Genomic DNA, 22,833 nt, shown 5'->3' with positions numbered 1-22,833 from the left:
CCCCGCTTACTTGTAGATGAAGCCGACAACGCCGTGGTAGCGGCCGTTGGGCTTGTCGGTCTGCATGGTGCCGTAGACGCGGTTGACGCGGCCAAGGAACATGGCCGGACCATCGCCGGCGGCATTGAAATTGTCGTCCGGCTTAGCCAGGTCGTTGCGCGCCACCGGCCGAGCCAGATAAGGCGTGATGATGATGACCAGTTCAGTTTCATTGCGGACGAAATCGCGGCTGCGGAATAGCGTGCCGAGCACCGGGATCTTGGTCAGGCCGGGCAAGCCCGATACAGCCTGGCGGACGTCGTCGCGAACGAGGCCGGCAATCATCATCGAACCGCCCGACGGCAATTCGACGGTGGTGTCGGCAAGTCTCTTGCGGATCGACAGAAGCGTCAGGCCGGGCAAGCTGCCGCCGCCTTCCAGGGTGGTAGCACCTTCCGAGGTCGGCTCCGAAACCGATGTTCTGACCTTGAGGCTGATCCGACCCGCCGACAGCACAACGGGCTGGAACTCGAGGCCTATGCCGTATTCAAGCTTTTCGTTGGTGTAGGTGACCTGGCCGGTCTGGTTGTCGGTCGAAACGTTGTTCGTACGTGCCGTGATGAGATTGAATTCGCCGCCGACCCTGAACGTTGCCTTCTCGCCCGAAACCGCGGTGAGGGTCGGTTCTGCAAGCGTCTTCATGACGCCGCTTTGCTCCATGGCATTGATGTAGGCTTTGAGGCCACTGCCGCCCAAGTTAAAGCCTGAATTCTGCGAAAGCGGCTTTCCCAAACCGTAGTTGGGCGAACTCAGCGCACCGTAGGCGATGCCGTCCATGCTGCCGCTGCCAACCATGTTGACGCCGAGCTGCTTCATCACCGAGCGGCTGACTTCGGCCACGGTCACCTTCAGCGTCACCTGGTCGTCGCCGATGATCTGTAGCAGGTTGACGATCTTCGAGACCCGGCGTTCGGCATCCGGGTTGTTGATGTCGACGCCGCCATTGGCATTACCGCCGGCCGCGGTCTGCGAATACTGGCCCGTCGTCGCTTCACCGCCGGACACGAAGATGGTTGCCAGATCGACGGCGCGCTTGGCATCGAGCGGCGTATCCACCGTCCCGGTCAGGACGACGTTGTCGTTCAGCAATTCGACCTTGATCTCGGCATTCGGAAGGAAGCGCTTGAGGTAGTCTTCCAATCCGGCGACGTCGCGTTCGACGGCCAGATCCAGGCTGGCAATCTGCTCGCCATTGGGACCGAAGACGAAGATGTTGGTTTCGCCCACCGACTTGCCGAACAGATAGATGCGCCTTGCAGTGCGGGTCACCGCATCGGCGACCGCGGGATTGGCGACAAGGATGTCGTAGGCGTCGCTCGGCAGATCGATGACGACAGATTTGTTGAGGCCGAGCTTGACACGTTGCGTGGCGGTCGAGCCCGTGACCCCGACGCTCTTTCCGGCGGCCTTGGCGTCGCCGAGGCCACTTGCATGGGCTCCGAGGAAAAGCAGGCCGACGGCTGCAGCCATGGTGACCGGCAGTTTAGCGATTAACCTCATTTCCTTGCCCCTACTTCGGAAACTTCGCCCGATTTGATCAACCGCACCGTTCCGCGCCGCCCACTGCCGGAAACGAGGTAGTCGGCTTCATCGGTACCCTTTTCCTTGTTGTCGGTGATCGAGCGCAGCGCCAGCGTCAGGCGATCGGCCATCTGCTGGGCGACGGTTATGATCTCGGCCTGCTGCGGCGTCAGTTCCAGCGTCGCCGTCTGTCCGACCCTGGTCTTCTTGCCTTCCTCGTCCTCCTGGATGGTCTGATCGATCGCCAGGACGCGGATGTTCTTGAGGATGGTCTCGGTGGTGAATCCGCTGCCGCCGTTGCCGGTGTCGGATCTGCGGGTCATGATGACGTCGACAAAATCGTTGGGCAGGATGAACCCGCCTGCCGACGTGTCAGCCGAGATCGCGGTGGCGACGGCACGCATGCCGGTGGGCAGGATCGAAGACATGAAGCTTTGCCCCTCGCCGATCAGCTTGGAGCGCCGCAGCGGCTCACCGGTGTACATCGCCATGCGGGCGACGGAGCCCTTCAGTTTCTCCCGCGCTTCGGGTTCGGCGGCACGGGTGATGAAATTCGCATTGATCCCGTCGGACGGCCAGGACTCCCAGCTGAGATTGTTCTCAAGTGGGCTGCCCATCGGCACGTCGCCGGAGAGCACGAGCACATCCTGCAAGGCAATGGCCGGCGCCTGCGGGGCATCGGCGACGACCTGCTGGGGCGGGACCGCCACCATATTCTTCGCAACATAACCTGCACCACCCGCCGCAGCCACCGCCACGCCCAGAATAATCAGTCGGGATGCTGGCATCTGTCCGAACCCTCGCCTTTAGGCAACCACCTAGCCAGGCCGGACTTTGCAGCGGCAATCGTCAAAACAAGGTTAATGCAATGCTTACGATCGTGATTAATTTAAGGTTTACATAAATTGGACGGACCCGTGCTCCGACGACAGAAAGGGCGACCAGCGGCCTCTTTTCAGACCGATGTCGGAGCGGCAAAGGTTGCTTGCTGTTTCAGTTCGCCAGCTTTGCCAGTGCCCAAACCATCAGGGGTGAATCCGGATAGGTCAGCAGCCCGCCAATGCCGAGTGCAATGCCGTAGGGAACGCCAGTCGTGTCGTCGGCGAAATGGCGCAGGAATAGATTGTGGCTGGTGTAAATCGCCAGCGGCGATTTCCGGTAGAGAAGGATGGCGAGCGTCAGCAGTCCGCCGATGAACGTCGATATCACGAGATACTCGACAAGGTGAATGTTGAACCCCATCCAGACGGCGGTGCCGGCGAGCAGCTTGGCGTCGCCGCCACCCATGCCGCCGAGTGCAAACAGACCGAACGTCACGGCCAGCACCAGGCCGCCGGCGGCGAAATGCCAGCCATAGGTTGCCAAGTCCATGGCCGTCAGCGGCGCAACCAGCGCAAACACCGCCAGCAGCAGCACCGGTACGCGGTTGGCGATCGTCATCGACAGCATGTCGGAGATCGCGGCGAAGAGCATGCAGAAGGGAAAGACGACGAAGATCAGGGCTTCAAGCATCGGTGCGGCGCCTTGGTCAGATGCATCAGGCTTGAGCCTAGGCCGGTTCGATTAACGATTGATGAGGCAACGATCTCAATTTGCCTGGTGTCGCCGGCAAATTGCGGATCGAGATCCTGCGCATCGCACAAATGAAACAAGGGCCGCCAAGGCGGCCCTTGTTCTGAAAACGATCGCAGATCCGTAATGTATTACGGAGCCTTGCCGGTCGAGACGGCAGTGGCGATGGCGCTGAACTTGTTGTTCAGGGCATTGCCGAGCTGACCAGCGCCAACCATGATGGCAAGCGCGATGAGAGCGGCGATCAGACCGTATTCGATAGCGGTCGCGCCGGATTCGTCCTTCGCGAAACGTGCGATGAGATTAGACATTCGAGAGCTCCTACTCCACGTGTTACAGCACTTCCGTCAACTTCTGTGGTGGTTGATCGGATGCTGCCAATCTACGGAGAAGCTCTTTCAATCGGCTTAATAAACAGCCTTACCGATTCCTTTCCCGCTTCGAACAGCTTGCGTGGTTAACCGTAAACTAAACGCTGGAAAGTAGCTCGCCTGCCCGTGAAAAGCTGTAATCTCACGGCTATCGGCAGGATGCATTGTTATATTAGCTGGCAGCAAGATTGGTGCGAATACCCCGGCGCCGGTCAAGGGTTTAACCGTTGGTTCACCAATCTCCTTCATGTTTCTTTGAACAAGTTTTGCCGCTGTGGAGCGCCTTGATGACTGCCATGAAATCGTCATTCCTGCTTGTCGCGCTTCTCGCCGTCCCGGCTTTTGTGCTGCCGGCCAAGGCCGGAGCCGGCATCGAAGTGACGATGAATCAGGCCAAGATCGTCAAACTGACACGTCCCGCCGACACCATAGTCGTCGGCAATCCGGCGATTGCCGACGCCTCCGTCCAGGATGCATCGACGATCGTACTGACGGGCAAGGGGTTCGGCGTCACCAATCTGGTTGTCCTCGACCACGATGGCAGCCCGATCGTCGACGAGCAGGTGACCGTGGTGCGCCAGGACGCGTCGTCCGTGCGTATCTACAGGCGCGCCTCGGTACAGACCATGTCCTGCACGCCCTATTGCGAAAGCTCGTACAAGAGCGACTCGGAAAAGTCGTCCGAAGCCGAGATGAGCGCTGGGCAGTAAGCGCCTCAGTTGGCTTGATTGTCTCGGGAAAGCCGCTTCGGTTAGCGGCCGGTTAATGTCGCCTGGTCGAATTTTAACGGTCATTCAAACCGGAGCTAAATGGGTTCTTGATAGTGGTGCTGACGGTACCGCATCAGGATCGGCAGGAACGGGATATGGGCGACGTTTTGGACGAGGATTCAGAACGCGAGATCTGCAAGGCCAAGGCAGGGCGCGTGACGTTTGCCCGTCTTTTCCTTGGTGATCGGCGCGGCAGCACGGCGATAGAATTTGCGATGCTTGCGTTACCGTTTGCGGCTCTCGTCTTCGCCATCCTCGAGAGCTGCGTTTCATTTGCCGGACAGGAGGTGATGGCCAACATCACCGATGATATAGCCCGTCAGTTGCGTACTGGCCAGCTCAGGCAGGCCAACATATCCGGAACCCAGTTGCGGGATAAGATCTGCGGTAGGCTGGAGATCATGGTGGCCAAGGGTTGCCCCGGATTGCAGGTGGACCTTCGCGAATTCACGACCTTCGAGGCGGCGTCCACCGCCGGCTTCAAGATATCGGGCGATCACGTTGAGCTGACCGGTGTGGCCAACACGAGTTTTCAGAACAAGGTAGGCCCGTCGGAATCAAGAAACATGCTGCGGGTTTTTTACCCTTGGCCGGTCATGACCGATTTCATGGCCAAGTATATGTCCAACATGGCAAACGGCAAAAAAACGCTGCACTACGCATCGGCCGTCTGGCAGAACGAACCGTTCGACGACTGAAAAACGTACCGGTGTGATGGCTTAAAAAGGAAGCATGCATGTATCGTGCGGGGGCACATCAAGGATTTTCGACCATCTGGGCGAGAGCGATGCGGTTCTGCTCGGATCGCCGCGGCGTTGCGGCCATCGAGTTTGCTTTTGTCGTGCCGGTCCTGCTGATCATGTATTTCGTGACCATGGAGGCCTCACAGGCCATCGAGACCAGCAAGAATGTCAGCCGCGTCAGTTCCATGGTTGCGGATCTGATCACGCAGCAGCAGACAATCGTGGCCACCGATATCGATGCGATCATGAAGATCGGCACGTCGACGCTGCAACCCTATCGTCGCTCGACCCCGACCATCATCGTCACGGCAATACATATATCAGACAGCGCCGCGCTGAACGTAGAGGTTGTGTGGTCGCGCAAGGTCGGTAGCTCCGCGGGCGGTCCAATCACGGTTCCCCCGGCGCTCAGGATCAGGAACACTTTCCTTATCCGCGTCCAGAGCATTCTCGGATACGTGCCGGTCATCGCATGGAGTGCCGACAATTCGCAGCAGCTCGGATTGACCTCCGCCTTCAGCACCATAGTAATGAAAGAGACCTACTATCTCAGGCCGCGCCGGAGCACGACGATCCCCTGCAGCGGCTGCTGAAGCGGCCCTAACCCGCATCCGCCGTCGGATTTACTGCCCGCTGCTGTCGGTGCTGGCTGACACCAGGCGCACGATGGAAGCGGCCATCGCATAGTCACTCGCAGCGGCGAGCGTGAACCCTCCCGAATGTCTCGATTCCACGAAATCGTAGACTTCCGGCGACTGCGATCTGAGATTGGTGAGGAAGACGGTCAGTCGGCGTTTGGCTTCGGGGTCGAGATCGCTGCGGACGGCGTGAGGGCCGTATCTGAGCACGCCGGAAGTCCAGATGATCTGGAGCGCGGCTTCTGGAATCCCCGCCGCCTCCAGCCGCGCCGCCGTGCCGTCCGGATCAGCCGGCTGATCGCCAGCAATCGCCGTCTTTTCCGCCGTGGCCCGCTCCCAGCCGAATACGGCATCGGCCTGGCCATCGGCCAGCATCGCTTCTGCGGCGGCAGCCGAGCCGGCATGAGCGAGGAATGGCGCATCCTGGCTGATCTTGATGCCGTCGGCCGCCAGCCCGGCGAGCGGTAGAAGCGAACCGCCGACATAGTCGGAAGGCGCCATGGCGATGCGGTGCGTTTCCAGGGCCGCGAGATCGGAAAGCCTGCCGTCGCGCGTCAAAAGCACGGAGCGGATGCCCGTGGGACCGTCGGCGTCGACCGGCGCCACAAGAGGTTCGACGCAGCCGCAGCGCTCCGAGGCGGTGGCGTAGGCGGTCGCCGAATAGACCGCGTATTGAACCCGGCCATTGGCCTGCGCCTCGATCAGCGCCGCATAGTCATGCGCGACGACGAATTCCACCTTCATGCCGAGCGCCCTGCCGTAGGCGTCAGTCAGCATGGCCAGACCCGGAACCGTGTTGCCGGCGCCCGGCTCGGCAACGATGCCGATCCGAAACGTGCCGATCTGGTCGCGCCAGTCGGCGTGCGCGGCGAGCTGCGAGCCCAGCAGTGCTACAGTGGTCGCCAGTGCACTCCAACCGAGGTCAGCCCGTCTCATCGATCCATGCCCCGCACACCGTTCCTTGAAGCGCATTGCATGTCTCAAGGATGCGTACACCACGCCTGCCCGACTTCGCGACCATCGCGTCAGGCCGTTGCCGCCTGGTTTACGATTTGCCAATGCCGCGACGGGACCTTATGTCTGGTCAACCAGACTGGCAATGACGGCACCGATGTCACGCGCTTTCCTCTTCGTTCTCGATTCTTTCGGCATTGGCGGCGCCGCCGATGCCGAACGCTATGGCGACGCCGGCTCGAACACATTGGGACATATCGCGCTGGCCTGCGCGGAAGCCCGCGCCGATCGCGAGGGCCTGCGCGAGGGACCGCTGAAGGTGCCCACCATGGTTTCGCTCGGTCTCGGCCGCGCAGCAGAAACCGCAACCGGCTTCCAATTCGACAGCAAAGCCGCCGTTTCAGCCTCCGCCTTCCACGGCGCCGCGCAGGAGATTTCGAGCGGCAAGGATACGCCGTCGGGTCACTGGGAAATCGCCGGGCTGCCCGTGCGGTTCGACTGGGGCTATTTCCCCGATAAGGTGCCCGCCTTCCCTGCCGAACTGACCGAAGCGATGATCCGCGAGGGCAAGGTCCCGGGCATTCTCGGCAACTGCCATGCACCCGGCACCGAGATCATCGAGCGCTTCGGCGAGGAGCATATCCGCACCGGCCAGCCGATCTGCTACACCTCGGTCGATTCCGTCCTGCAGATAGCAGCGCACGAAGTTCATTTCGGCCTGGAGCGGCTCTACGAGTTCTGCAAGACGGTACGCCGGCTGGTCGACCCGCTGAAGATCGGACGGGTGATCGCACGGCCTTTCCTGGGCGAAACATCAGCCACGTTCGAGCGCACCTACAACCGCCATGACTACGCCGTGCCGCCGCCTGAGCCGACGCTGCTCGCCCGCTTGACCGGGCGCGGCAGCCGGGTGATCGCGGTCGGCAAGATCGGCGACATCTTCGCCCACCGCGGTATCTCGGAAGTACGCAAGGCGCCCGGCAACATGGCAATGTTCGACAAGGCGCTGGGCGCGATGGACGATGCCGGCGACGGCGACCTGGTGTTCGCCAATTTCGTCGACTTCGACACCGAGTTCGGCCATCGCCGCGACGTCGCCGGCTATGCTGCGGCGCTCGAAGCCTTCGACCGCCGGCTGCCCGAGGCACTGGCAAAGCTGAAGCCGGGCGATCTGCTCATCCTCACCGCCGACCATGGCAACGATCCGACATGGCGTGGCACCGACCACACGCGCGAACGCATCCCGGTCATCGGCATCGCACCGGGTCTCACGGGCGGCGACATCGGGCTCAGGACCACCTTCGCCGATATCGGCGAGACGGTCGCCGAACACCTCAAGCTGGCGCGCGGCCGCCACGGCGCTTCCTTCCATGCGGCGATAGGCGGCCATGCCTGAACTGCCCGAGGTCGAAACCGTCCGGCGCGGCCTGCAGCCGGTTCTGGAAAGCGCTCGGATCGTACGCGTCGAGGCGCGCCGGCCCGATCTCAGATTTCCGTTTCCGGCGAAATTTGCGCAGCGGCTGACCGGCAAGACCGTCATCGCGCTTGGCCGCCGCGCCAAATATCTCACCATACACCTGGACGATGGCCCGGTGCTGATCTGCCATCTCGGCATGTCGGGCTCGTTCCGCATTGAGATCGCTGATGACAAAGAGACGCCCGGCACGTTCCATCAAGAGCGCTCGAAGAATGCCAAGCACGACCATGTGGTGTTCCATGTCGTGTCGCCTGTCGGCGTCCAGTCTCGCGTGGTCTTCAACGACCCGCGTCGCTTCGGCTTCATGCTGTTTGCGGAAGGCCTGGCCGAGGCGCATCCGATGCTGGCGGGACTGGGCGTCGAGCCGACCGGCAATGCGCTGGAAGGCGCCCTGCTCGCCTCTCTGCTGAAGGGCCGCAGATCGCCGTTGAAGGCGGCGCTGCTCGACCAGAAGCTGATTGCCGGGCTCGGCAATATCTATGTGTCGGAAGCGCTGTGGCGCGCTGGCCTTTCGCCATTGCGCGAGGCAGGCACCATCGCCGGGACCGGCAAGAAGGCCAAGGAACAAAGCGAACGACTGGCCGAGGCAATCCGTTCGGTGATCGCCGATGCGATCGCCGCCGGCGGGTCTTCGCTGCGCGACTATGTGCACACAGACGGATCGTTGGGCTATTTCCAGCATTCCTTCGCAGTCTACGATCGCGAAGGCGAGCCCTGTCCGACGCCCGGCTGTCGCGGCCACATCGCGCGCATCGTGCAAAGCGGCCGCTCGACCTTTTATTGCCGGACCTGCCAGCGGTAAGCTGCACGGTCCTTCAGTGCCGCAACCAGGAGGCCAGCCCATGAGCTATGAAACCATCATCGTCGAGACGCGCGGCAAGGTCGGCCTGATCACGCTGAACCGGCCCAAGGCGCTCAACGCGCTGAACGCGCAGGTGCTGGAGGATTTGCTGACGGCGGCAAAGGGGTTCGACGCCGATCCCGGCATCGGCGCCATGGTCATCACCGGTTCCGAGAAGGCTTTTGCGGCGGGCGCCGACATCAAGGAAATGCAGGCCGTCACCTACGCCGAGGCCTATGTGCAGGATTTCTTCGTCGGCTGGGAAGAGTTTACCCGTGCGCGCAAGCCGATGATCGCGGCGGTCGCCGGCTATGCACTGGGCGGCGGCTGCGAACTGGCGATGATGTGCGATTTCATCATTGCCGCCGACACGGCGAAATTCGGCCAGCCCGAAATCACGCTCGGCGTCATTCCCGGCATGGGCGGGTCGCAACGGCTGACCCGCTTTGTCGGCAAGTCGAAGGCCATGGACATGTGCCTGACCGGTCGGATGATGGATGCCGCCGAAGCCGAGCGCAGCGGCCTGGCCTCGCGCGTCGTGCCGGCCGGCGAGTTGATCGAGGAGGCGATGAAGGCCGCGGCCAGGATATCAGAGTTTTCACTGCCATCGGTGATGATGGCCAAGGAGGCAGTCAACCGCGCCTACGAGACGACGCTGGCGGAGGGACTGCGCTTCGAACGCCGGCTGTTCCACTCGCTGTTTGCGCTCGACGACCAGAAGGAAGGGATGGCAGCCTTTGCCGAGAAGCGGAAGCCGAATTTCACCAATCGCTAGAGTGGCGGCGGCGAGGACCAAAAAGAAGCCAAAGCGGCGTTGACGCGCCGGAAAAGCTGAACTATAAGCCGCTCCAACCGAGGCGGCCGTTGGCTGCCCGTTTGTTTTTTGCGCCCTGCGGCATCCCGCATGCGCCCACCAGATCAGAAGAGAGGCATCATGGCCAATACCTCCTCGGCCAAAAAGGCAACGCGCAAGATCGCCCGCCGCGCAGCGATCAACAAGAACCGCCGCTCGCGCGTGCGTACATATGTCCGCCAGGTCGAAGAGGCACTGGCTGCCGGCGACAAGGCAGCCGCGCTGGAAGCCTTCAAGACCGCAGAGCCGGAATTGATGCGCGCCGCGACCAAGGGCGTGATCCATAAGAATACGGCATCGCGCAAGGTGTCGCGTCTGGCTCACCGCCTCAAGGTGCTGTCGGCCTGATCGACCGTTCCTGAACTGTCGTTCTTTCAAACCCGGCCAATCGCGCCGGGTTTTTTCGTTTGCCGGCAAGCACTTAAAAAGAAGGGCCGCAAAGCACGCCCGAGCCGCATTCCAGAGTCCGGAATCCTTTGCCGGCACATACACTCCCACTGATATTCCAATCCGCCGAAACGGCCCACGCCAATAAATTTGGCTGTCACAAATTGCTGATATTTTTCAGTGGCTTGCTGGAAGTGATCCACAGCTTGTTCACATAGCCTGTGGGCGATAGGCAGCAAGTTGGTGTCAAGCGAATTATTTCAGAAAATTTCAAACCGCACAGCCATTTTCATATTCGCGGCAAAAGGGTTTGAATCCCAATGGCTTTGTCAAAATATGCGCTTCCAGCACGGAGCCCGAACCGTTGTTCACTAACCAGATTCCTTAAAAATCCGTTAGAGGTGGCCTTGCCCTATCCACAGCGATTTCGGTAATGTCGATCTATCGAAAGGGACGGGCCATTAGCCCTTAACCCAGCCTGAATCGGCCAGCTAACAGTGGCAGAATTCATGACGTGGATCAATTCCGCGAACGGGTATGGCTTGCCTTTTCGATACGATAGGGGACTGGCGTAATTGTACATGGCAGCTTGATGGCGCACCGGCGTTTTCGCCGGGTAGCACCGCTTTGCCCGAACATGTCAGACGGACTGGCCTTAAGCAGCCGGGACCGATCCCATTCTGACGAGGCAACGTCATCCGCCGGCGGCGGCGGTGGTGTTGTAGCGAAGATACGGTCGCTGGAAACATGGGTGCAGGAGGCGCACTCCCGGCGGAAAAAAGGTACAAAGGAAAAGGGACGCACAATCATGCAGAGCGGCATCGAGCGGGAGCTTACGGGCGACCTGCCATTTCCCGGAACATTGGTCGGAGCGCACGATATGGCGGCTTCCAGCGACGCGGAACAGAAGTTCGACCGGGTCAAGGCCCAGTTGAAGGCGCGCCTGGGAACCGAGGTCTATTCGAGCTGGTTCGGCCGTATGAAGGTGGCTGAGGCTTCCCGGGGCATTGTACGCATCTCGGTGCCCACGGCCTTCCTGCGCTCGTGGATCAATGGCCATTATCTCGATCTCATCGCCGATCTGTGGAAGCACGAGGATCCCGAAATCCTCAAGATCGAGATGGTCGTGCGCACCGCGACCCGTCCGGCCCGCAATGGCGTCGAACCCGAGGCCGTGCCGGCGCGCAAGATGACCAAGCATACGCAGACCGCATTGGCGGCCGGCACGGTCGGCCCCGGCAGGGTGGAGCGGGCGCCCGCCCCTCGTCCCGGCACGCCGATCGAGAGCGAATTCCGGCACAATGTGCTGGGGTCGCCGCTCGACCCGCGCTACACGTTCGGCTCCTTCATCGAAGGCCCGTCGAACCGGGTGGCTTTCGCCGCAGCCAAAGCCGTGGCGGAATCGCAGTCGAGCGCGGTGCGCTTCAACCCGCTGTTCCTTCATGCAACCGTCGGGCTCGGCAAGACGCACCTTTTGCAGGCGATTGCGGCCGAATCCCTGAAACAGAACCCGAAATCGCGCGTCGTCTATCTGACGGCCGAATATTTCATGTGGCGCTTCGCCACCGCGATCCGCGACAACAATGCGCTGACGCTGAAGGAACAGCTGCGCGACATCGACCTCTTGATCATCGACGACATGCAGTTCCTGCAGGGCAAGTCGATCCAGCACGAATTCTGCCATCTCATCAACATGCTGCTCGACAGCGCCAAGCAAGTGGTGGTTGCCGCCGACAGGCCGCCGTCGGAACTGGAATCGCTGGAACCGCGGGTGCGCTCGCGCCTCAATGGCGGTGTCGCGCTGGAAATGTCGGCGCCGGACTTCGCCATGCGCATCGGCATGCTCAAACTTCGGCTTGCCACCGCCAAGGTCGACGATGCATCGCTCAATATTTCGGAGGAGATCCTCAACCATGTCGCCCGCACGGTAACCGGCAGCGGTCGTGAGTTGGAGGGCGCGTTCAACCAGCTGCTGTTTCGTCAGTCGTTCGAGCCGGCGATCACCATCGACCGCATCGACGAAATCCTCGGCCACATCTATCGCTCTGGCGAGCCGAAGCGGGTGCGCATCGAGGACATCCAGCGCATCGTGGCGCGCCACTACAATGTGTCGAAGACCGAGTTGCTGTCCAACCGGCGCACGCGCACCATCGTGAAGCCCAGGCAGGTCGCCATGTACCTGTCGAAGGTATTGACGCCGCGCTCGCTGCCGGAGATCGGCCGGCGGTTCGGCGGGCGCGACCACACCACGGTGCTGCATGCGGTGCGCAAGATCGAGGACCTTTCCGGCGTCGACAACACGCTGGCGCAGGAACTGGAACTGTTGCGCAGGCTGATCAACGACCAAGCCTGATCGGCGCGGCAAACGGTCGTCGCGCTTTAAATTTTCTTGTTTTGATGCATGTCGTTGTCCCAAAACCGCTGCGCAGTTTCCGGCGACATGCATCGGTTGCCGGCCAACGTCCGCTTTATCCCCAGAAAGCCCGCTTAACCGGCGCGAACCGGTGGCCCGGACTTGCGTTTGCTGGCTTTTTCCTGTCAGTTTGCATAGATTCTGAGCCTGTTCAGACCTTTCGCGGGGCGCCGCCCACTGGTGACCCGTCCATTCATTCAAGCGAGCCTGTTTCGTCATGCGTGTTATCCTGGAACGGTCCAATCTCCTGAAGTCGCTCAACCACGTTCATCGCGTGGTCGAGCGGCGCAATACCATACCGATCCTGTCGAACGTGCTGCTCAGCGCCGAGGGCGCCAGCCTTGAAATGAAAGCCACCGACCTCGACCTCGAAGTGACCGAAGCGACGCCGGCAAAGGTCGAGCGCGGCGGGGCGACGACGGTTCCGGCGCACCTGCTCTACGACATCGTGCGCAAGCTGGCCGACGGCGCCGAAGTGATGCTGAAGACCGACGAGGACGGCAACGCCATGACGGTAACGTCGGGCCGCTCGAGCTTTCGCCTGCAATGCCTGCCGCAGTCCGATTTCCCGGAGCTTTCGGCGGGATCCTTCTCACACATCTTCCGGCTCGATTCCGTCGCCCTGAGAGGCCTTATCGAAAAGACCCAGTTCGCCATCTCCACCGAAGAGACGCGCTACTATCTCAACGGCATCTACCTGCACACGCATGAAACTGGCGGCAAGCTGAAGCTGCGTTCGGTGGCGACCGACGGCCACCGCCTGGCGCGCGCCGAGATCGACGCTCCGGCCGGGTCCGAAGGCATGCCGGGCATCATCATTCCGCGCAAGACGGTCAGCGAGTTGCAGAAGCTGGTCGACGATCCCGATGTCGCGGTGACCACCGAATTGTCCGACACCAAGATCCGCTTCACCATCGGCAGCGTGGTTCTGACCTCGAAGCTGATCGACGGCACTTTCCCGGACTACCAGCGCGTCATTCCGACCGGCAACGACAAGAAGCTGATCATCGACCGCCAGAGCTTCGCCGCCGCCGTCGATCGCGTCTCGACCATTTCCTCCGAGCGCGGCCGCGCGGTGAAGCTTTCGATCACCGAAGGCCAGGTGACGCTTGCCGTCAACAATCCGGATTCGGGCAGCGCAACCGAGGAACTGGCCGCTGATTACTCCTCAGACCCGATCGAGATCGGCTTCAACGCCAAATATCTGCTCGACGTCGCTGCTCAACTCACCGGCACGGAAGCCAAGTTCATGCTGGCCGATGCCGGTTCGCCGACGCTGATCCACGACATGGCCGATGAGACCGCGCTCTACGTGCTGATGCCGATGCGGGTGTAGCAGCCGCACTGCGGCACACTGCAGCATAATTGATTGCGGCGACTTCTACAGGCGGATAGCGGTTGCCGGAACAAAGTCACATAAGGAAGCTAACACTTACGAATTTCCGCAACTATGCGGCGCTGTCGATCGGCTTTTCCCCCGGCCCTGTGGTGTTTTCCGGCGACAACGGCGCCGGCAAGACCAATCTTCTGGAAGCCATCTCCCTGCTGACGCCGGGCCGCGGCCTGCGCCGTGCGCCCTATGTCGACGTTGCCCGCGAAGGCGGCGATGGCGGCTTTGCGCTCCACGCAAGGCTCGACGGGCCGGAGGGACAGGTCGAGATCGGCACCGGCATCACCGGGGGTGAAGCGGCCGGCGAGGGCGGTCGCAAGGTGCGCATCAATGGCGCGCCGGCACGGTCGGCAGACGCCATGCTGGAATGGCTGCGCGTCGTCTGGCTGACGCCGGCCATGGACGGCCTGTTCCCCGGACCTGCCGCCGACCGGCGGCGCTTTCTCGACCGGCTGGTTTTGGCTGTCGATCCCGGCCACGGCCAGCGTGCGCTCGATTACGAGAAGGCGATGCGCGGACGTAACCGCTTGCTTACGGAAGGCTCGCGCGATGGCGCCTGGTTCGACGCCATCGAGATGCAGATGGCCGAAACCGGCGTGGCGATCGCGGCTGCGCGCGCCGAACTGGTACGCCTGCTTACCGCCATGATCGACAGGCTGCCTTCCAGCGGGCCGTTTCCGCAGGCCGACATCAGCCTCTCCGGCGACCTTGAAAGCGACGTCGCCACAGCACCCGCCGTGGACGTCGAGGAACGCTATCGCGCCGCCCTTGCCGACGGCCGCGAGCGCGACCGCGCCGCCGGACGCACGTTCGATGGCCCGCACCGTTCGGATCTGCTGGTGCGCCACCGCCCCAAGGCGATGCCGGCCGAACTCTGCTCGACCGGAGAGCAGAAGGCGCTGCTGGTCGGCATCGTGTTGTCGCACGCAAGGCTGACCGGCGAGATGTCGGGGATGACGCCGATCCTGTTGCTCGACGAGATTGCCGCGCATCTCGATGCCGGCCGGCGCGCCGCGCTGTTCTCGATCCTGGAAGAGCTGAGCTGCCAGGCCTTCATGACCGGAACCGACGCCGCGCTGTTTTCCAGCCTGAGGGGACGCGCGCAGTTCCTCACCGTCGACCACGGCACGGTTGGGCCAACCGAAGAGACCTGACAAGCTTTTTGCTCCGCTATATGGTCCGGCAATGACCCCTGCCGCCCTCACCGACGAAGAGCTCGAACGCTATGCCCGCCACATCGTGCTGCCCGAGATCGGCGGCGCTGGCCAGCAGAGGCTGAAGCGGGCGCGGGTACTGGTGATCGGCGCCGGCGGCCTCGGCGCGCCGGTGCTGGAATATCTCGCTGCCGCCGGCGTCGGCACGCTTGGAATCGTCGACGACGATATTGTCTCGCTGTCCAATCTGCAGCGGCAAGTGATCCACGCCACCCATACGGTCGGCACGGCGAAGACCGAGAGCGCCAAAGCAGCGATCGCCCGGATCAATCCCCATGTCGCGGTGGAATTGCACGATTTCAGGCTGACGGCCGACAATGCTGCCGTCCTCGTCACGCGATACGACGTGGTCGTCGACGGCTCCGACAATTTCGAGACGCGCTATGTGGTGGCTGATGCCTGCGCGGCGGAAAAGCGGCCGCTCGTGCATGCCGCCGTCGGCCGCTTCGACGGCTCGGTGACGGTGTTGATGCCGTTCGGCACCGGCGCCGACGGCAGACCGAACCCTGGATATCGCGACCTCTTTCNCCTCTTTCCCGAAGCGCCGCCAGAGGGGCTGGTGCCGTCCTGCGCCGTGGCCGGGGTCGTCGGTGCGCTGACCGGCGTCGTCGGCACGCTGCAGGCAATGGAAGCCATCAAGCTGATCACCGGTATCGGCGAACCACTGGTCGGCCGGCTGCTGCTCTACGATGCGCTGTCGGCGCGCTTCGACACGATCCGCTACAAGAGAAGCTGACCGCATGGATCAGCCTGCCAGTGTTTTGGTCACGCAGTTCGCCCCCGGCTTCGACCGCTGGGACGAACTGCTCAGCCTGATCATGCGCGCCTTTGCACCGATGGACGGCGTCATCGACCCGCCCTCCTCTGCGCATCTGCTGTGCGTCGAAAGCCTGAGGGACAAGGCTGGGCGGGAAACGGTGTTCGTGGCTCTGCAGGGCGGCCAGATCGCAGGCTGCGTTTTTGCGCTGGAGAGACCCGATGATTTCTATGTCGGCAAGTTCGCCGTCGAACTCGGGCTTCAGGGCCAAGGCATCGGCAGACGATTGATGCAGGCTGTCGAGGACCTTGCCCGCAACCGCAACAAACCCGCCATCGAACTGCAGACGCGGGTCGAGCTCACGGCAAATCACGCAACCTTTGCGCGTCTCGGCTTCCGCGAAACCGCGCGCACGGCGCATGACGGTTATGACCGGCCGACCTCGATCACCATGCGCAAGGAGTTCGCGTGAGCCTCGCCCTCAGCGCACAGGAGCAGACAATCGCCTCCGGCCATGACGGGGCGGCGATGGCGATGCGCATCGTTGCCGAAAGCGCTGCGCTGCTCGGCGCGCCGCGACTGATCCCGATCGCCTCGACGCATATAGACGGCGCGCTCTATCACGGCGATTCCGGCACGCTGTTTGCCGAAAGGCTGGTCGATGGCGGCGCCAGGGTCGCGGTGCGCTCGACGCTCAATGTCGGCGCGCTCGACCTGATGGGCTGCTCGCGCGTGCGCCTCGAAGAGCCGGCGCGCGGCATGGCGCGACGAATGATGGAGGCCTACCGCAAACTGGGCTGCGAGCAGAGCTGGACCTGCGCGCCCTATCAGGCCGGCCACAGGCCAGCGCTTGGCAGCGATGTCGCCTGGGGTGAATCCAACGCGGTGGTGTTCTGCAATTCGGTGCTGGGGGCACGCACCAACCGCTATGGCGACTTCCTCGACATCGCCTGCGCCATATCGGGCCGCGCGCCGGATTACGGCCTGCATCGCCCCGAGAACCGGCAGGCACGGCTGGTGTTCGATGTGTCCGGCCTCTCCGCCTCGTTCCTTGGTTCGGAGATCGCCTGGCCGGTGCTGGGCAACCTCTACGGCCGTGAGGTCGGCAACGCGGTCGGCGTCGTCACCGGCATATCCAGCCATCCCGGCGAGGATGCGCTGAAGGCCTTCGGCGCGGCGGCGGCATCGTCGGGCGCCGTCGGCCTGTTCCATATCGCTGGGGTAACGCCAGAAGCGCCCGACGCCGAGACCATCCTGGTGGGCGGCAGGCCGGAAACGATGATCCGCGTAACGCCGGAGATGGCCATGAAGGCCCGCGCCGGCCTGTCCACCGCAGCCACGCAGACCGCCATCGATGCCGTGGCGATCGGCAGTCCGCATCTGTCTTTGGCCGAATTCGATGCACTTGAGCGGCTGATTGGCGGGCGGCGGCTCAGCGTGCCGATTTACGCCTGCACCGGCCGCCACGTGCTCACCAGGCTGGAGCAGAACGGCAACCGCAAGATGCTCGAAGCCAGCGGCGTCATCATCGTCGCCGACACCTGCGTGGTGGTGACGCCGATCCTGCCGGATCTGGCCGACGGCATGCTGATGACCAATTCGGGAAAATTCGCGCACTACGCGCCGGGCAATACCGGTTACGCCGTGCTTTACGGCTCGCTGGCCGACTGCGTGGAAAGCGCGGTTGCCGGTAAGCCCAGGTTTACGGATATCGCCGCATGAATGCTGCAGCCGACATACTGGTGCCGGGCAGCGGAGGCGAAGGACTGGCCTTGGTGCTGACCGCGCCAATCAGCTTCTGGGGTGGCGTCGATCCGAAGAGCGGCCGCATCGCCGATGTCCGTCACCCGCAGCATGGCGAGACCATTTCCGGGCGTGTGCTGTTCCTGCCCGGCACGATCGGCTCGTCCTCAGCGTCAGCCGTGCTGATGGAACTCGTCCACAATGGCCATGCGCCGACGGCACTCGTGCTGCACGAGCCGGACGCGATTCTGCTGCTTGGCTTGATCGTGGCCAGGGAAATGGGCTGGCGGACGCCGGTAGCGCTCAGGCTCGGGCGCGACGATTTTGAGGCCTATCGCGGCAAGCGTGTGAGTGTCGCTGCGGATGGCGCCCTCACAACCGCAGCCTGAACGCGGCCCGCTTCAAGTCCGTAGCGGCAGCACGCGGTCCGGCGGCCGGTGGCCGTCGAAGAAGGCGCGGATGTTGATGATCACCTTCTCGCCCATGTCGATGCGGCCCTCGATCGTCGCCGAACCCATATGCGGCAAAAGCACGACCTTGTTCTTGGCGGCAAGCTTCAGCAGTTTCGAGTTCAGCGCCGGTTCGTGCTCATAGACGTCGAGGCCGGCGCCGGCGATCTTGCCGTCCTGGATCAGCTTGACCAGCGCTTCCTCGTCGATGATGTCGCCGCGCGCGGTGTTGACCACATAGGCGGTGGGCTGAAGCAGAGCCAGGCGCCGCGCCGAAAGCAGATGAAAGGTCGCCGGCGTCGACGGGCAATTGACCGAGATGATGTCCATGCGGGCAAGCATCTGGTCGAGGCTTTCCCAATAGGTCGCCTCCAGCCCTTCCTCGACCGCCGGCAGCACGCGATGGCGGTTATGGTAGTGGATGGACAGGCCGAAAGCCTTTGCGCGCCTGGCAACAGCGGTGCCGATGCGGCCCATGCCGACAATGCCGAGGCGCTTGCCCCAGATGCGCCGGCCGAGCATCCAGGTCGGCGACCAACCGGCCCATTTCTTGTCGCTGGTGAGCACATTGGCGCCTTCGGCCAACCGCCGCGGGCCGGCCAGCATCAGCGCCATGGTCATGTCGGCCGTATCTTCGGTCAGCACGTTCGGCGTGTTGGTGACGGTAATGCCTTTCTTGGCCGCCGCCGCCACATCGATCTTGTCGACGCCATTGCCGAAATTGGCGATCAGCTTGAGATTGTCGCCGGCCTGGGCAATCAGCGCCGCATCGATCTGGTCGGTGATGGTCGGCACCAGCACATCGGCTTCCTTGATCGCCGCGACCAGCTCCGGCTGCGTCATCGGGCGGTCCTCGACATTCAGCCTGGCGTCGAAGAGTTCGCGCATGCGGGTCTCGACCGGATCGGGCAGCTTGCGCGTGATGACGACGAGAGGCCGTTTTTTGCCTGCCATTGTTTCCTCGAACCCGATCTCGTTGAGACCTCTTTAACCAAGACAGGCGAAACTGAATACCGGTCGCGGTGCCTGCCACTCCTGTAACAAGCGGTGCCGCCGAAGACAAAGAAAAAGGGGCGCCCGGGCCAAAGGGCACGCGCCGAAAGGAATGAAAGTGTCTGGTTTCGCGTCGCTTCGCCTGATCCTCAGCGCAGCGCTTCTCGGCGCTCTCCTGCATTTCCCGCAAGCCGCGGCGCAAGGTGCCGCCGCACCTGTGCAGACGGTCACGCTCGGGCCGAGCGGCCTGCCGCTGCCGCGTTTCGTCAGCCTGAAATCGGCTCGCGTCAACTCGCGCGTTGGGCCCGGCGCCAACTATTCCGTCGACTGGATGTACACAAAGGCCGGCCTGCCTATGGAGATCATCCAGGAATTCGATACCTGGCGGCGCGTGCGCGATGCCGATGGCTCGGAGGGTTGGATCAACCAGTCGCTGCTGTCGGGCCGCCGGACCGCGATCGTCGCCCCCTGGCAGCGCACCAAGGGGGGCCGAATCAATCTGCTCGACGATGCCGACAAGGACGCCAGCGTCATCGCCATCATCGAGCCGGGCGTTACGGGCACGATCAAAACCTGCGATGGCCAGTGGTGCGAAATGACCTTCGACGGCCACACCGGCTGGATCGCCCAGTCGCAGGTGTGGGGCGCCTATCCCGGCGAGCACGTCAAGAATTGAGATTGCTGGAGGCCTAACGGCCGATACGGCCGAGATGGGTGTCCTGAAAACCGGTCGACAGTTTGAGACCGTAGCCGAGCGCGCGGTCGACGGCGATGTGGATGATCCAGATCAGACCAATCGCGGTCGCCGTCGAATTGGCCAGAACATATCCGGCGAGGGCCAGCAACAGCGGGACGATCAGGATGTGCAACGCGTTGTAAGCGACAGCGCCGATCCGTGCCCCGGCGAGATAGCCCAGCATCGACAGGTCGGGCGCCAGAATAAGCAGGGCGAACAGCCACCAGGAAACGCCTGACGCGGCATAGGCGACTATAGCCACGACCGCGACCGCAACCCATTCGAGCCGGATTGCAAAATCGACAGGTTTCACGGGTTGGGGCTTAAACGCTGCGCTTCGGGCGCAGCCTCACCACGATGTCGACATTGGCGATCTCCATGCCTGCGGGTGGCTCCGGCAGGTTGGAGACGGTCACCGGACCGCTTTCTATATCGAAGATCCTGTTTTCGCCTTCGATGTAAAAATGATGGTGATCGGAGGTGTTGGTGTCGAAATAGGTCTTGGACCCCTCGACCGCCAGGATGCGCAGCAGGCCGGCCTGGGTGAACTGGTGAAGCGCGTTGTAGACGGTGGCGAGCGAGACCGGCACGCCGGCGGCGACCGCCTCTTCATGCAGTTCCTCGGCCGAAAGGTGGCGGTCGCCCTTGGCAAACAGCAGATCGGCCAGCGCAATGCGTTGGCGTGTCGGCCTGAGGCCGGCTTCGCGAACCCGCTTGTCCACAGCGACATTTTCCTTCCGGCCGCCCAGATCCATCTATCCGTCCAAGCCCACAGTTCTGCCTCAAGACACGCCCAGAGTGGCGAAAAAACGTCATCGGCCGAAACTGGACACCTCCCGACATATATTCTGTTGGCCGAATACGATCAATAGAGCGACGTGCGGCCAGTTGGACGCACCAAATGCGCTCTATCACTTTTGGCGTAGCATCGTGCTTTCTGGAAATCGGAATCGATTTCCAGGCCGATGCGAGAGCGCGCATTGACCCGGGCAGACGGGCGGGTTAAGCGCAAACGCCGGTTTCCGGCCCGAAAGGGATTGTGTTAGGAAACCAACGACAAGGGCGCCCCACCGCCCAGGACGATCATGGGGACGAGACATATGGCGGGTAAATCCAGCTACGGTTATGAGGAATTGCTCGCCTGCGCCCGCGGCGAGCTGTTCGGGCCCGGCAACGCCCAGTTGCCCTACCCGCCCATGCTGATGTTCGACCGCATCACCGAGATCAGCGAGACCGGCGGCGCCCACGACAAGGGCTTCATCCGTGCCGAATTCGACATCAAGCCGGACCTGTGGTTCTTCGCCTGCCATTTCATCGGCAATCCGATCATGCCGGGGTGCCTGGGCCTTGACGCCATGTGGCAATTGACGGGTTTTTACCTCGGCTGGCTCGGCGAGCCGGGCAAGGGCATGGCGCTGTCGACCGGCGAGGTCAAGTTCAAGGGCATGGTGACGCCTTCGGTCAAGAAGGTGGAATACGGCATCGATTTCAAACGCGTCATGCGTGGACGCCTGGTGCTCGGTATCGCCGATGGCTGGCTTAAGGCCGACGGCGAACCCATATACGCTGCGACAGACCTCAAGGTGGGGCTGTCCAAGCAATCGGCCGCCTGACCGGCGCCACTGCAGCAGGGCGTTCCCGGACGCGCAACGACGCTGCGGCATTTTGATTTTGCGTATGATCGCCGGCGAAAACCGACTAGGGTTTCGGGATCATCCGCTGGAAGGAGTTGCGAATGAGAAGGGTCGTCGTCACAGGCCTCGGCATCGTATCGTCGATCGGCAACAACGCCAACGAGGTGCAATCCTCGCTCCACGATGCCAAATCAGGCATCAGCTTCTCCGATTCCTTCGCCGAACACGGCTTCCGCTGTCAGGTCTGGGGCGCGCCGACGCTCGACCCGACCCCTATGATCGACCGGCGTGCCATGCGCTTCCTGAGCCAGGGCGCGGCCTGGAACCATGTCGCGATGGACCAGGCGATCGCCGACGCCGGGCTTGGCGAAAGCGACATCACCAATGAGCGCACCGGCATCGTCATGGGCTCGGGTGGCCCCTCGACCCGCACCATCGTCGAGGCGGCCGAGACCACGCTCAAGAACAACAGCCCCAAGCGCATCGGTCCGTTCGCGGTGCCGAAGGCGATGTCGTCGACCGCGTCGGCGACGCTCGCCACCTGGTTCAAGATCCACGGCGTCAACTATTCGATCTCGTCGGCCTGCTCGACCTCGGCGCATTGCATCGGCAACGCCTACGAACTGATCCAGTGGGGCAAGCAGGATGTGATGTTTGCCGGCGGCCATGAGGACCTCGACTGGACGATGTCGGACCTGTTCGATGCCATGGGGGCGATGTCGTCGAAGTATAACGATCGTGCGCCGACAGCTTCCCGCGCGTATGACGCCAATCGCGATGGCTTCGTCATCGCGGGCGGCGCGGGCGTCCTCATCCTGGAGGAGCTCGAACACGCCAAGGCGCGCGGCGCCAAGATCTACGCTGAGATCGTCGGCTATGGCGCGACGTCGGACGGTTACGACATGGTGGCGCCGTCGGGCGAAGGCGCGGTGCGCTGCATGCGCCAGGCTCTGGCGACGGTGTCCACGCCGGTCGACTACATCAACACCCACGGCACCTCGACGCCGGTCGGCGATTCCCGGGAAATGGGCGCCATCCGAGAGGTGTTCGGCGACACGATGCCGTTCATCACCTCGACCAAGTCGCTGACCGGCCATTCGCTGGGTGCCGCCGGCGTACAGGAATCGATCTACTCGATCCTGATGATGCAAGGCGGCTTCATCGGCGAGAGCGCCCATATCGAAAACCTCGATCCCGAATTCGAGGACATGCCGATCGTGCGCAAGCGCATCGACGACGCCAGGATCGACACGGTTTTGTCCAACTCGTTCGGCTTCGGTGGCACCAACGCAACGCTGATTTTCCAGCGCTATTCCGCATAAGGCCAGCGTTTTATTG

The 22,833-nt window shown here is 62.6% G+C and carries 25 protein-coding genes; 17 read left to right on the top strand and 8 right to left on the bottom strand.

What is annotated here, in order from left to right:
• Nucleotides 1-6: 6 nt before the first annotated feature.
• From X728_RS149405 to X728_RS149420, 4 genes are all read right to left on the bottom strand, one after another.
• Complete coding sequence (locus X728_RS149405; protein WP_023831955.1) at nucleotides 7-1,539, bottom strand: type II and III secretion system protein family protein; 1,533 nt, start codon at nucleotides 1,537-1,539, stop codon at nucleotides 7-9.
• The gene (gene cpaB, locus X728_RS149410; RefSeq protein WP_023681985.1) at nucleotides 1,536-2,348 is read right to left on the bottom strand and encodes a Flp pilus assembly protein CpaB; all 813 of its coding nucleotides are present in this window, start codon (nucleotides 2,346-2,348) and stop codon (nucleotides 1,536-1,538) included. The genes X728_RS149405 and cpaB overlap by 4 nt, the downstream gene beginning before the upstream one ends.
• Nucleotides 2,349-2,553: 205 nt before the next feature.
• On the bottom strand, nucleotides 2,554-3,072 hold the full coding sequence (locus X728_RS149415; protein ID WP_023831954.1) for a prepilin peptidase: 519 nt from the start codon (nucleotides 3,070-3,072) through the stop codon (nucleotides 2,554-2,556).
• A gap of 191 nt (nucleotides 3,073-3,263) precedes the next feature.
• On the bottom strand, nucleotides 3,264-3,443 hold the full coding sequence (locus tag X728_RS149420) for a Flp family type IVb pilin (protein WP_023831953.1): 180 nt from the start codon (nucleotides 3,441-3,443) through the stop codon (nucleotides 3,264-3,266).
• A 347-nt stretch (nucleotides 3,444-3,790) separates the two neighbouring features.
• Here X728_RS149420 and X728_RS149425 point away from each other — a divergent pair, with 347 nt between their 5' ends.
• The 3 genes from X728_RS149425 to X728_RS149435 all read left to right on the top strand — a co-directional run bounded on the left by X728_RS149425 (nucleotide 3,791) and on the right by X728_RS149435 (nucleotide 5,609).
• Nucleotides 3,791-4,213 (top strand): pilus assembly protein N-terminal domain-containing protein, encoded by a 423-nt coding sequence (locus X728_RS149425; protein ID WP_023681988.1) that lies wholly within the window; start codon nucleotides 3,791-3,793, stop codon nucleotides 4,211-4,213.
• A 155-nt stretch (nucleotides 4,214-4,368) separates the two neighbouring features.
• Nucleotides 4,369-4,971, top strand: coding sequence for a TadE/TadG family type IV pilus assembly protein (locus X728_RS149430; RefSeq protein WP_050589920.1), 603 nt, complete (start codon nucleotides 4,369-4,371; stop codon nucleotides 4,969-4,971).
• Between the two features lie 89 nt (nucleotides 4,972-5,060).
• Nucleotides 5,061-5,609 (top strand): TadE/TadG family type IV pilus assembly protein, encoded by a 549-nt coding sequence (locus X728_RS149435; protein WP_245266154.1) that lies wholly within the window; start codon nucleotides 5,061-5,063, stop codon nucleotides 5,607-5,609.
• A 30-nt stretch (nucleotides 5,610-5,639) separates the two neighbouring features.
• On the opposite strand, the gene X728_RS149440 is transcribed toward X728_RS149435, so the two are convergent.
• The gene (locus X728_RS149440; RefSeq protein WP_023831950.1) at nucleotides 5,640-6,590 is read right to left on the bottom strand and encodes a PhnD/SsuA/transferrin family substrate-binding protein; all 951 of its coding nucleotides are present in this window, start codon (nucleotides 6,588-6,590) and stop codon (nucleotides 5,640-5,642) included.
• Between the two features lie 175 nt (nucleotides 6,591-6,765).
• Between X728_RS149440 and X728_RS149445 the strand changes: the two genes are divergently transcribed.
• From X728_RS149445 to X728_RS149495, 11 genes are all read left to right on the top strand, one after another.
• Nucleotides 6,766-8,004 carry a phosphopentomutase gene (locus tag X728_RS149445; RefSeq protein WP_023831949.1) on the top strand — a complete coding sequence of 413 codons (1,239 nt, stop codon included), beginning with the start codon at nucleotides 6,766-6,768 and terminating at the stop codon, nucleotides 8,002-8,004.
• Nucleotides 7,997-8,887 carry a bifunctional DNA-formamidopyrimidine glycosylase/DNA-(apurinic or apyrimidinic site) lyase gene (gene mutM / locus X728_RS149450; RefSeq protein ID WP_023831948.1) on the top strand — a complete coding sequence of 297 codons (891 nt, stop codon included), beginning with the start codon at nucleotides 7,997-7,999 and terminating at the stop codon, nucleotides 8,885-8,887. Before X728_RS149445 ends, mutM begins: the two co-directional genes overlap by 8 nt.
• 40 nt (nucleotides 8,888-8,927) lie before the next feature.
• Entirely contained in the window at nucleotides 8,928-9,701 is a 774-nt protein-coding gene (locus X728_RS149455; RefSeq protein ID WP_023831947.1) for an enoyl-CoA hydratase, read from the top strand.
• A 159-nt stretch (nucleotides 9,702-9,860) separates the two neighbouring features.
• Entirely contained in the window at nucleotides 9,861-10,127 is a 267-nt protein-coding gene (rpsT, locus tag X728_RS149460) for a 30S ribosomal protein S20 (RefSeq protein WP_023681995.1), read from the top strand.
• 847 nt (nucleotides 10,128-10,974) lie between these two features.
• Nucleotides 10,975-12,519: a chromosomal replication initiator protein DnaA gene (dnaA, locus tag X728_RS149465; RefSeq protein ID WP_031195619.1), complete on the top strand. Its 1,545-nt coding sequence runs from the start codon at nucleotides 10,975-10,977 to the stop codon at nucleotides 12,517-12,519.
• A 277-nt stretch (nucleotides 12,520-12,796) separates the two neighbouring features.
• A complete protein-coding gene (gene dnaN, locus X728_RS149470; protein ID WP_023669575.1) occupies nucleotides 12,797-13,915 on the top strand; it encodes a DNA polymerase III subunit beta in 1,119 nt (372 codons plus the stop codon).
• Nucleotides 13,916-13,977: 62 nt separating this feature from the next.
• Complete coding sequence (gene recF / locus X728_RS149475) at nucleotides 13,978-15,123, top strand: DNA replication/repair protein RecF (protein WP_023726852.1); 1,146 nt, start codon at nucleotides 13,978-13,980, stop codon at nucleotides 15,121-15,123.
• Nucleotides 15,124-15,154: 31 nt separating this feature from the next.
• Nucleotides 15,155-15,919, top strand: coding sequence for a molybdopterin-synthase adenylyltransferase MoeB (locus X728_RS149480; protein ID WP_023831946.1), 765 nt, complete (start codon nucleotides 15,155-15,157; stop codon nucleotides 15,917-15,919).
• 4 nt (nucleotides 15,920-15,923) lie between these two features.
• On the top strand, nucleotides 15,924-16,412 hold the full coding sequence (locus X728_RS149485) for a GNAT family N-acetyltransferase (RefSeq protein ID WP_023696724.1): 489 nt from the start codon (nucleotides 15,924-15,926) through the stop codon (nucleotides 16,410-16,412).
• The gene (locus X728_RS149490; RefSeq protein ID WP_023818819.1) at nucleotides 16,409-17,662 is read left to right on the top strand and encodes an aconitase X catalytic domain-containing protein; all 1,254 of its coding nucleotides are present in this window, start codon (nucleotides 16,409-16,411) and stop codon (nucleotides 17,660-17,662) included. The genes X728_RS149485 and X728_RS149490 overlap by 4 nt, the downstream gene beginning before the upstream one ends.
• Nucleotides 17,659-18,072, top strand: a complete 414-nt coding sequence (locus X728_RS149495; RefSeq protein ID WP_023732436.1) for a DUF126 domain-containing protein — start codon at nucleotides 17,659-17,661, stop codon at nucleotides 18,070-18,072. The genes X728_RS149490 and X728_RS149495 overlap by 4 nt, the downstream gene beginning before the upstream one ends.
• 12 nt (nucleotides 18,073-18,084) lie before the next feature.
• On the opposite strand, the gene X728_RS149500 is transcribed toward X728_RS149495, so the two are convergent.
• Nucleotides 18,085-19,086, bottom strand: a complete 1,002-nt coding sequence (locus X728_RS149500) for a D-glycerate dehydrogenase (protein WP_023738187.1) — start codon at nucleotides 19,084-19,086, stop codon at nucleotides 18,085-18,087.
• 157 nt (nucleotides 19,087-19,243) lie between these two features.
• Between X728_RS149500 and X728_RS149505 the strand changes: the two genes are divergently transcribed.
• The gene (locus tag X728_RS149505) at nucleotides 19,244-19,801 is read left to right on the top strand and encodes an SH3 domain-containing protein (RefSeq protein ID WP_023703477.1); all 558 of its coding nucleotides are present in this window, start codon (nucleotides 19,244-19,246) and stop codon (nucleotides 19,799-19,801) included.
• Nucleotides 19,802-19,814: 13 nt separating this feature from the next.
• Here X728_RS149505 and X728_RS149510 read toward each other — a convergent pair whose 3' ends face one another.
• Together X728_RS149510 and irrA are read right to left on the bottom strand one after the other, a co-directional pair.
• Nucleotides 19,815-20,174: a DUF4260 domain-containing protein gene (locus tag X728_RS149510; protein WP_023669568.1), complete on the bottom strand. Its 360-nt coding sequence runs from the start codon at nucleotides 20,172-20,174 to the stop codon at nucleotides 19,815-19,817.
• 10 nt (nucleotides 20,175-20,184) lie between these two features.
• Nucleotides 20,185-20,616, bottom strand: a complete 432-nt coding sequence (gene irrA / locus X728_RS149515; protein ID WP_031193300.1) for an iron response transcriptional regulator IrrA — start codon at nucleotides 20,614-20,616, stop codon at nucleotides 20,185-20,187.
• 345 nt (nucleotides 20,617-20,961) lie between these two features.
• On the opposite strand from irrA, the gene fabA reads away from it, so the two are divergent.
• Both fabA and fabB read left to right on the top strand, forming a co-directional pair.
• Entirely contained in the window at nucleotides 20,962-21,474 is a 513-nt protein-coding gene (gene fabA, locus X728_RS149520) for a 3-hydroxyacyl-[acyl-carrier-protein] dehydratase FabA (protein WP_023696727.1), read from the top strand.
• Nucleotides 21,475-21,596: 122 nt separating this feature from the next.
• Nucleotides 21,597-22,817, top strand: a complete 1,221-nt coding sequence (gene fabB, locus X728_RS149525) for a beta-ketoacyl-ACP synthase I (RefSeq protein ID WP_023738184.1) — start codon at nucleotides 21,597-21,599, stop codon at nucleotides 22,815-22,817.
• The last annotated feature ends 16 nt before the right edge of the window (nucleotides 22,818-22,833 follow it).

Source organism: Mesorhizobium sp. L103C119B0 (genome assembly GCF_000502235.1).
In the GTDB taxonomy this organism is placed as follows: domain Bacteria; phylum Pseudomonadota; class Alphaproteobacteria; order Rhizobiales; family Rhizobiaceae; genus Mesorhizobium.
The sequence above is the reverse complement of the archived record's forward strand: the minus strand, read 5'-3'. Positions and strand labels throughout refer to the sequence as shown.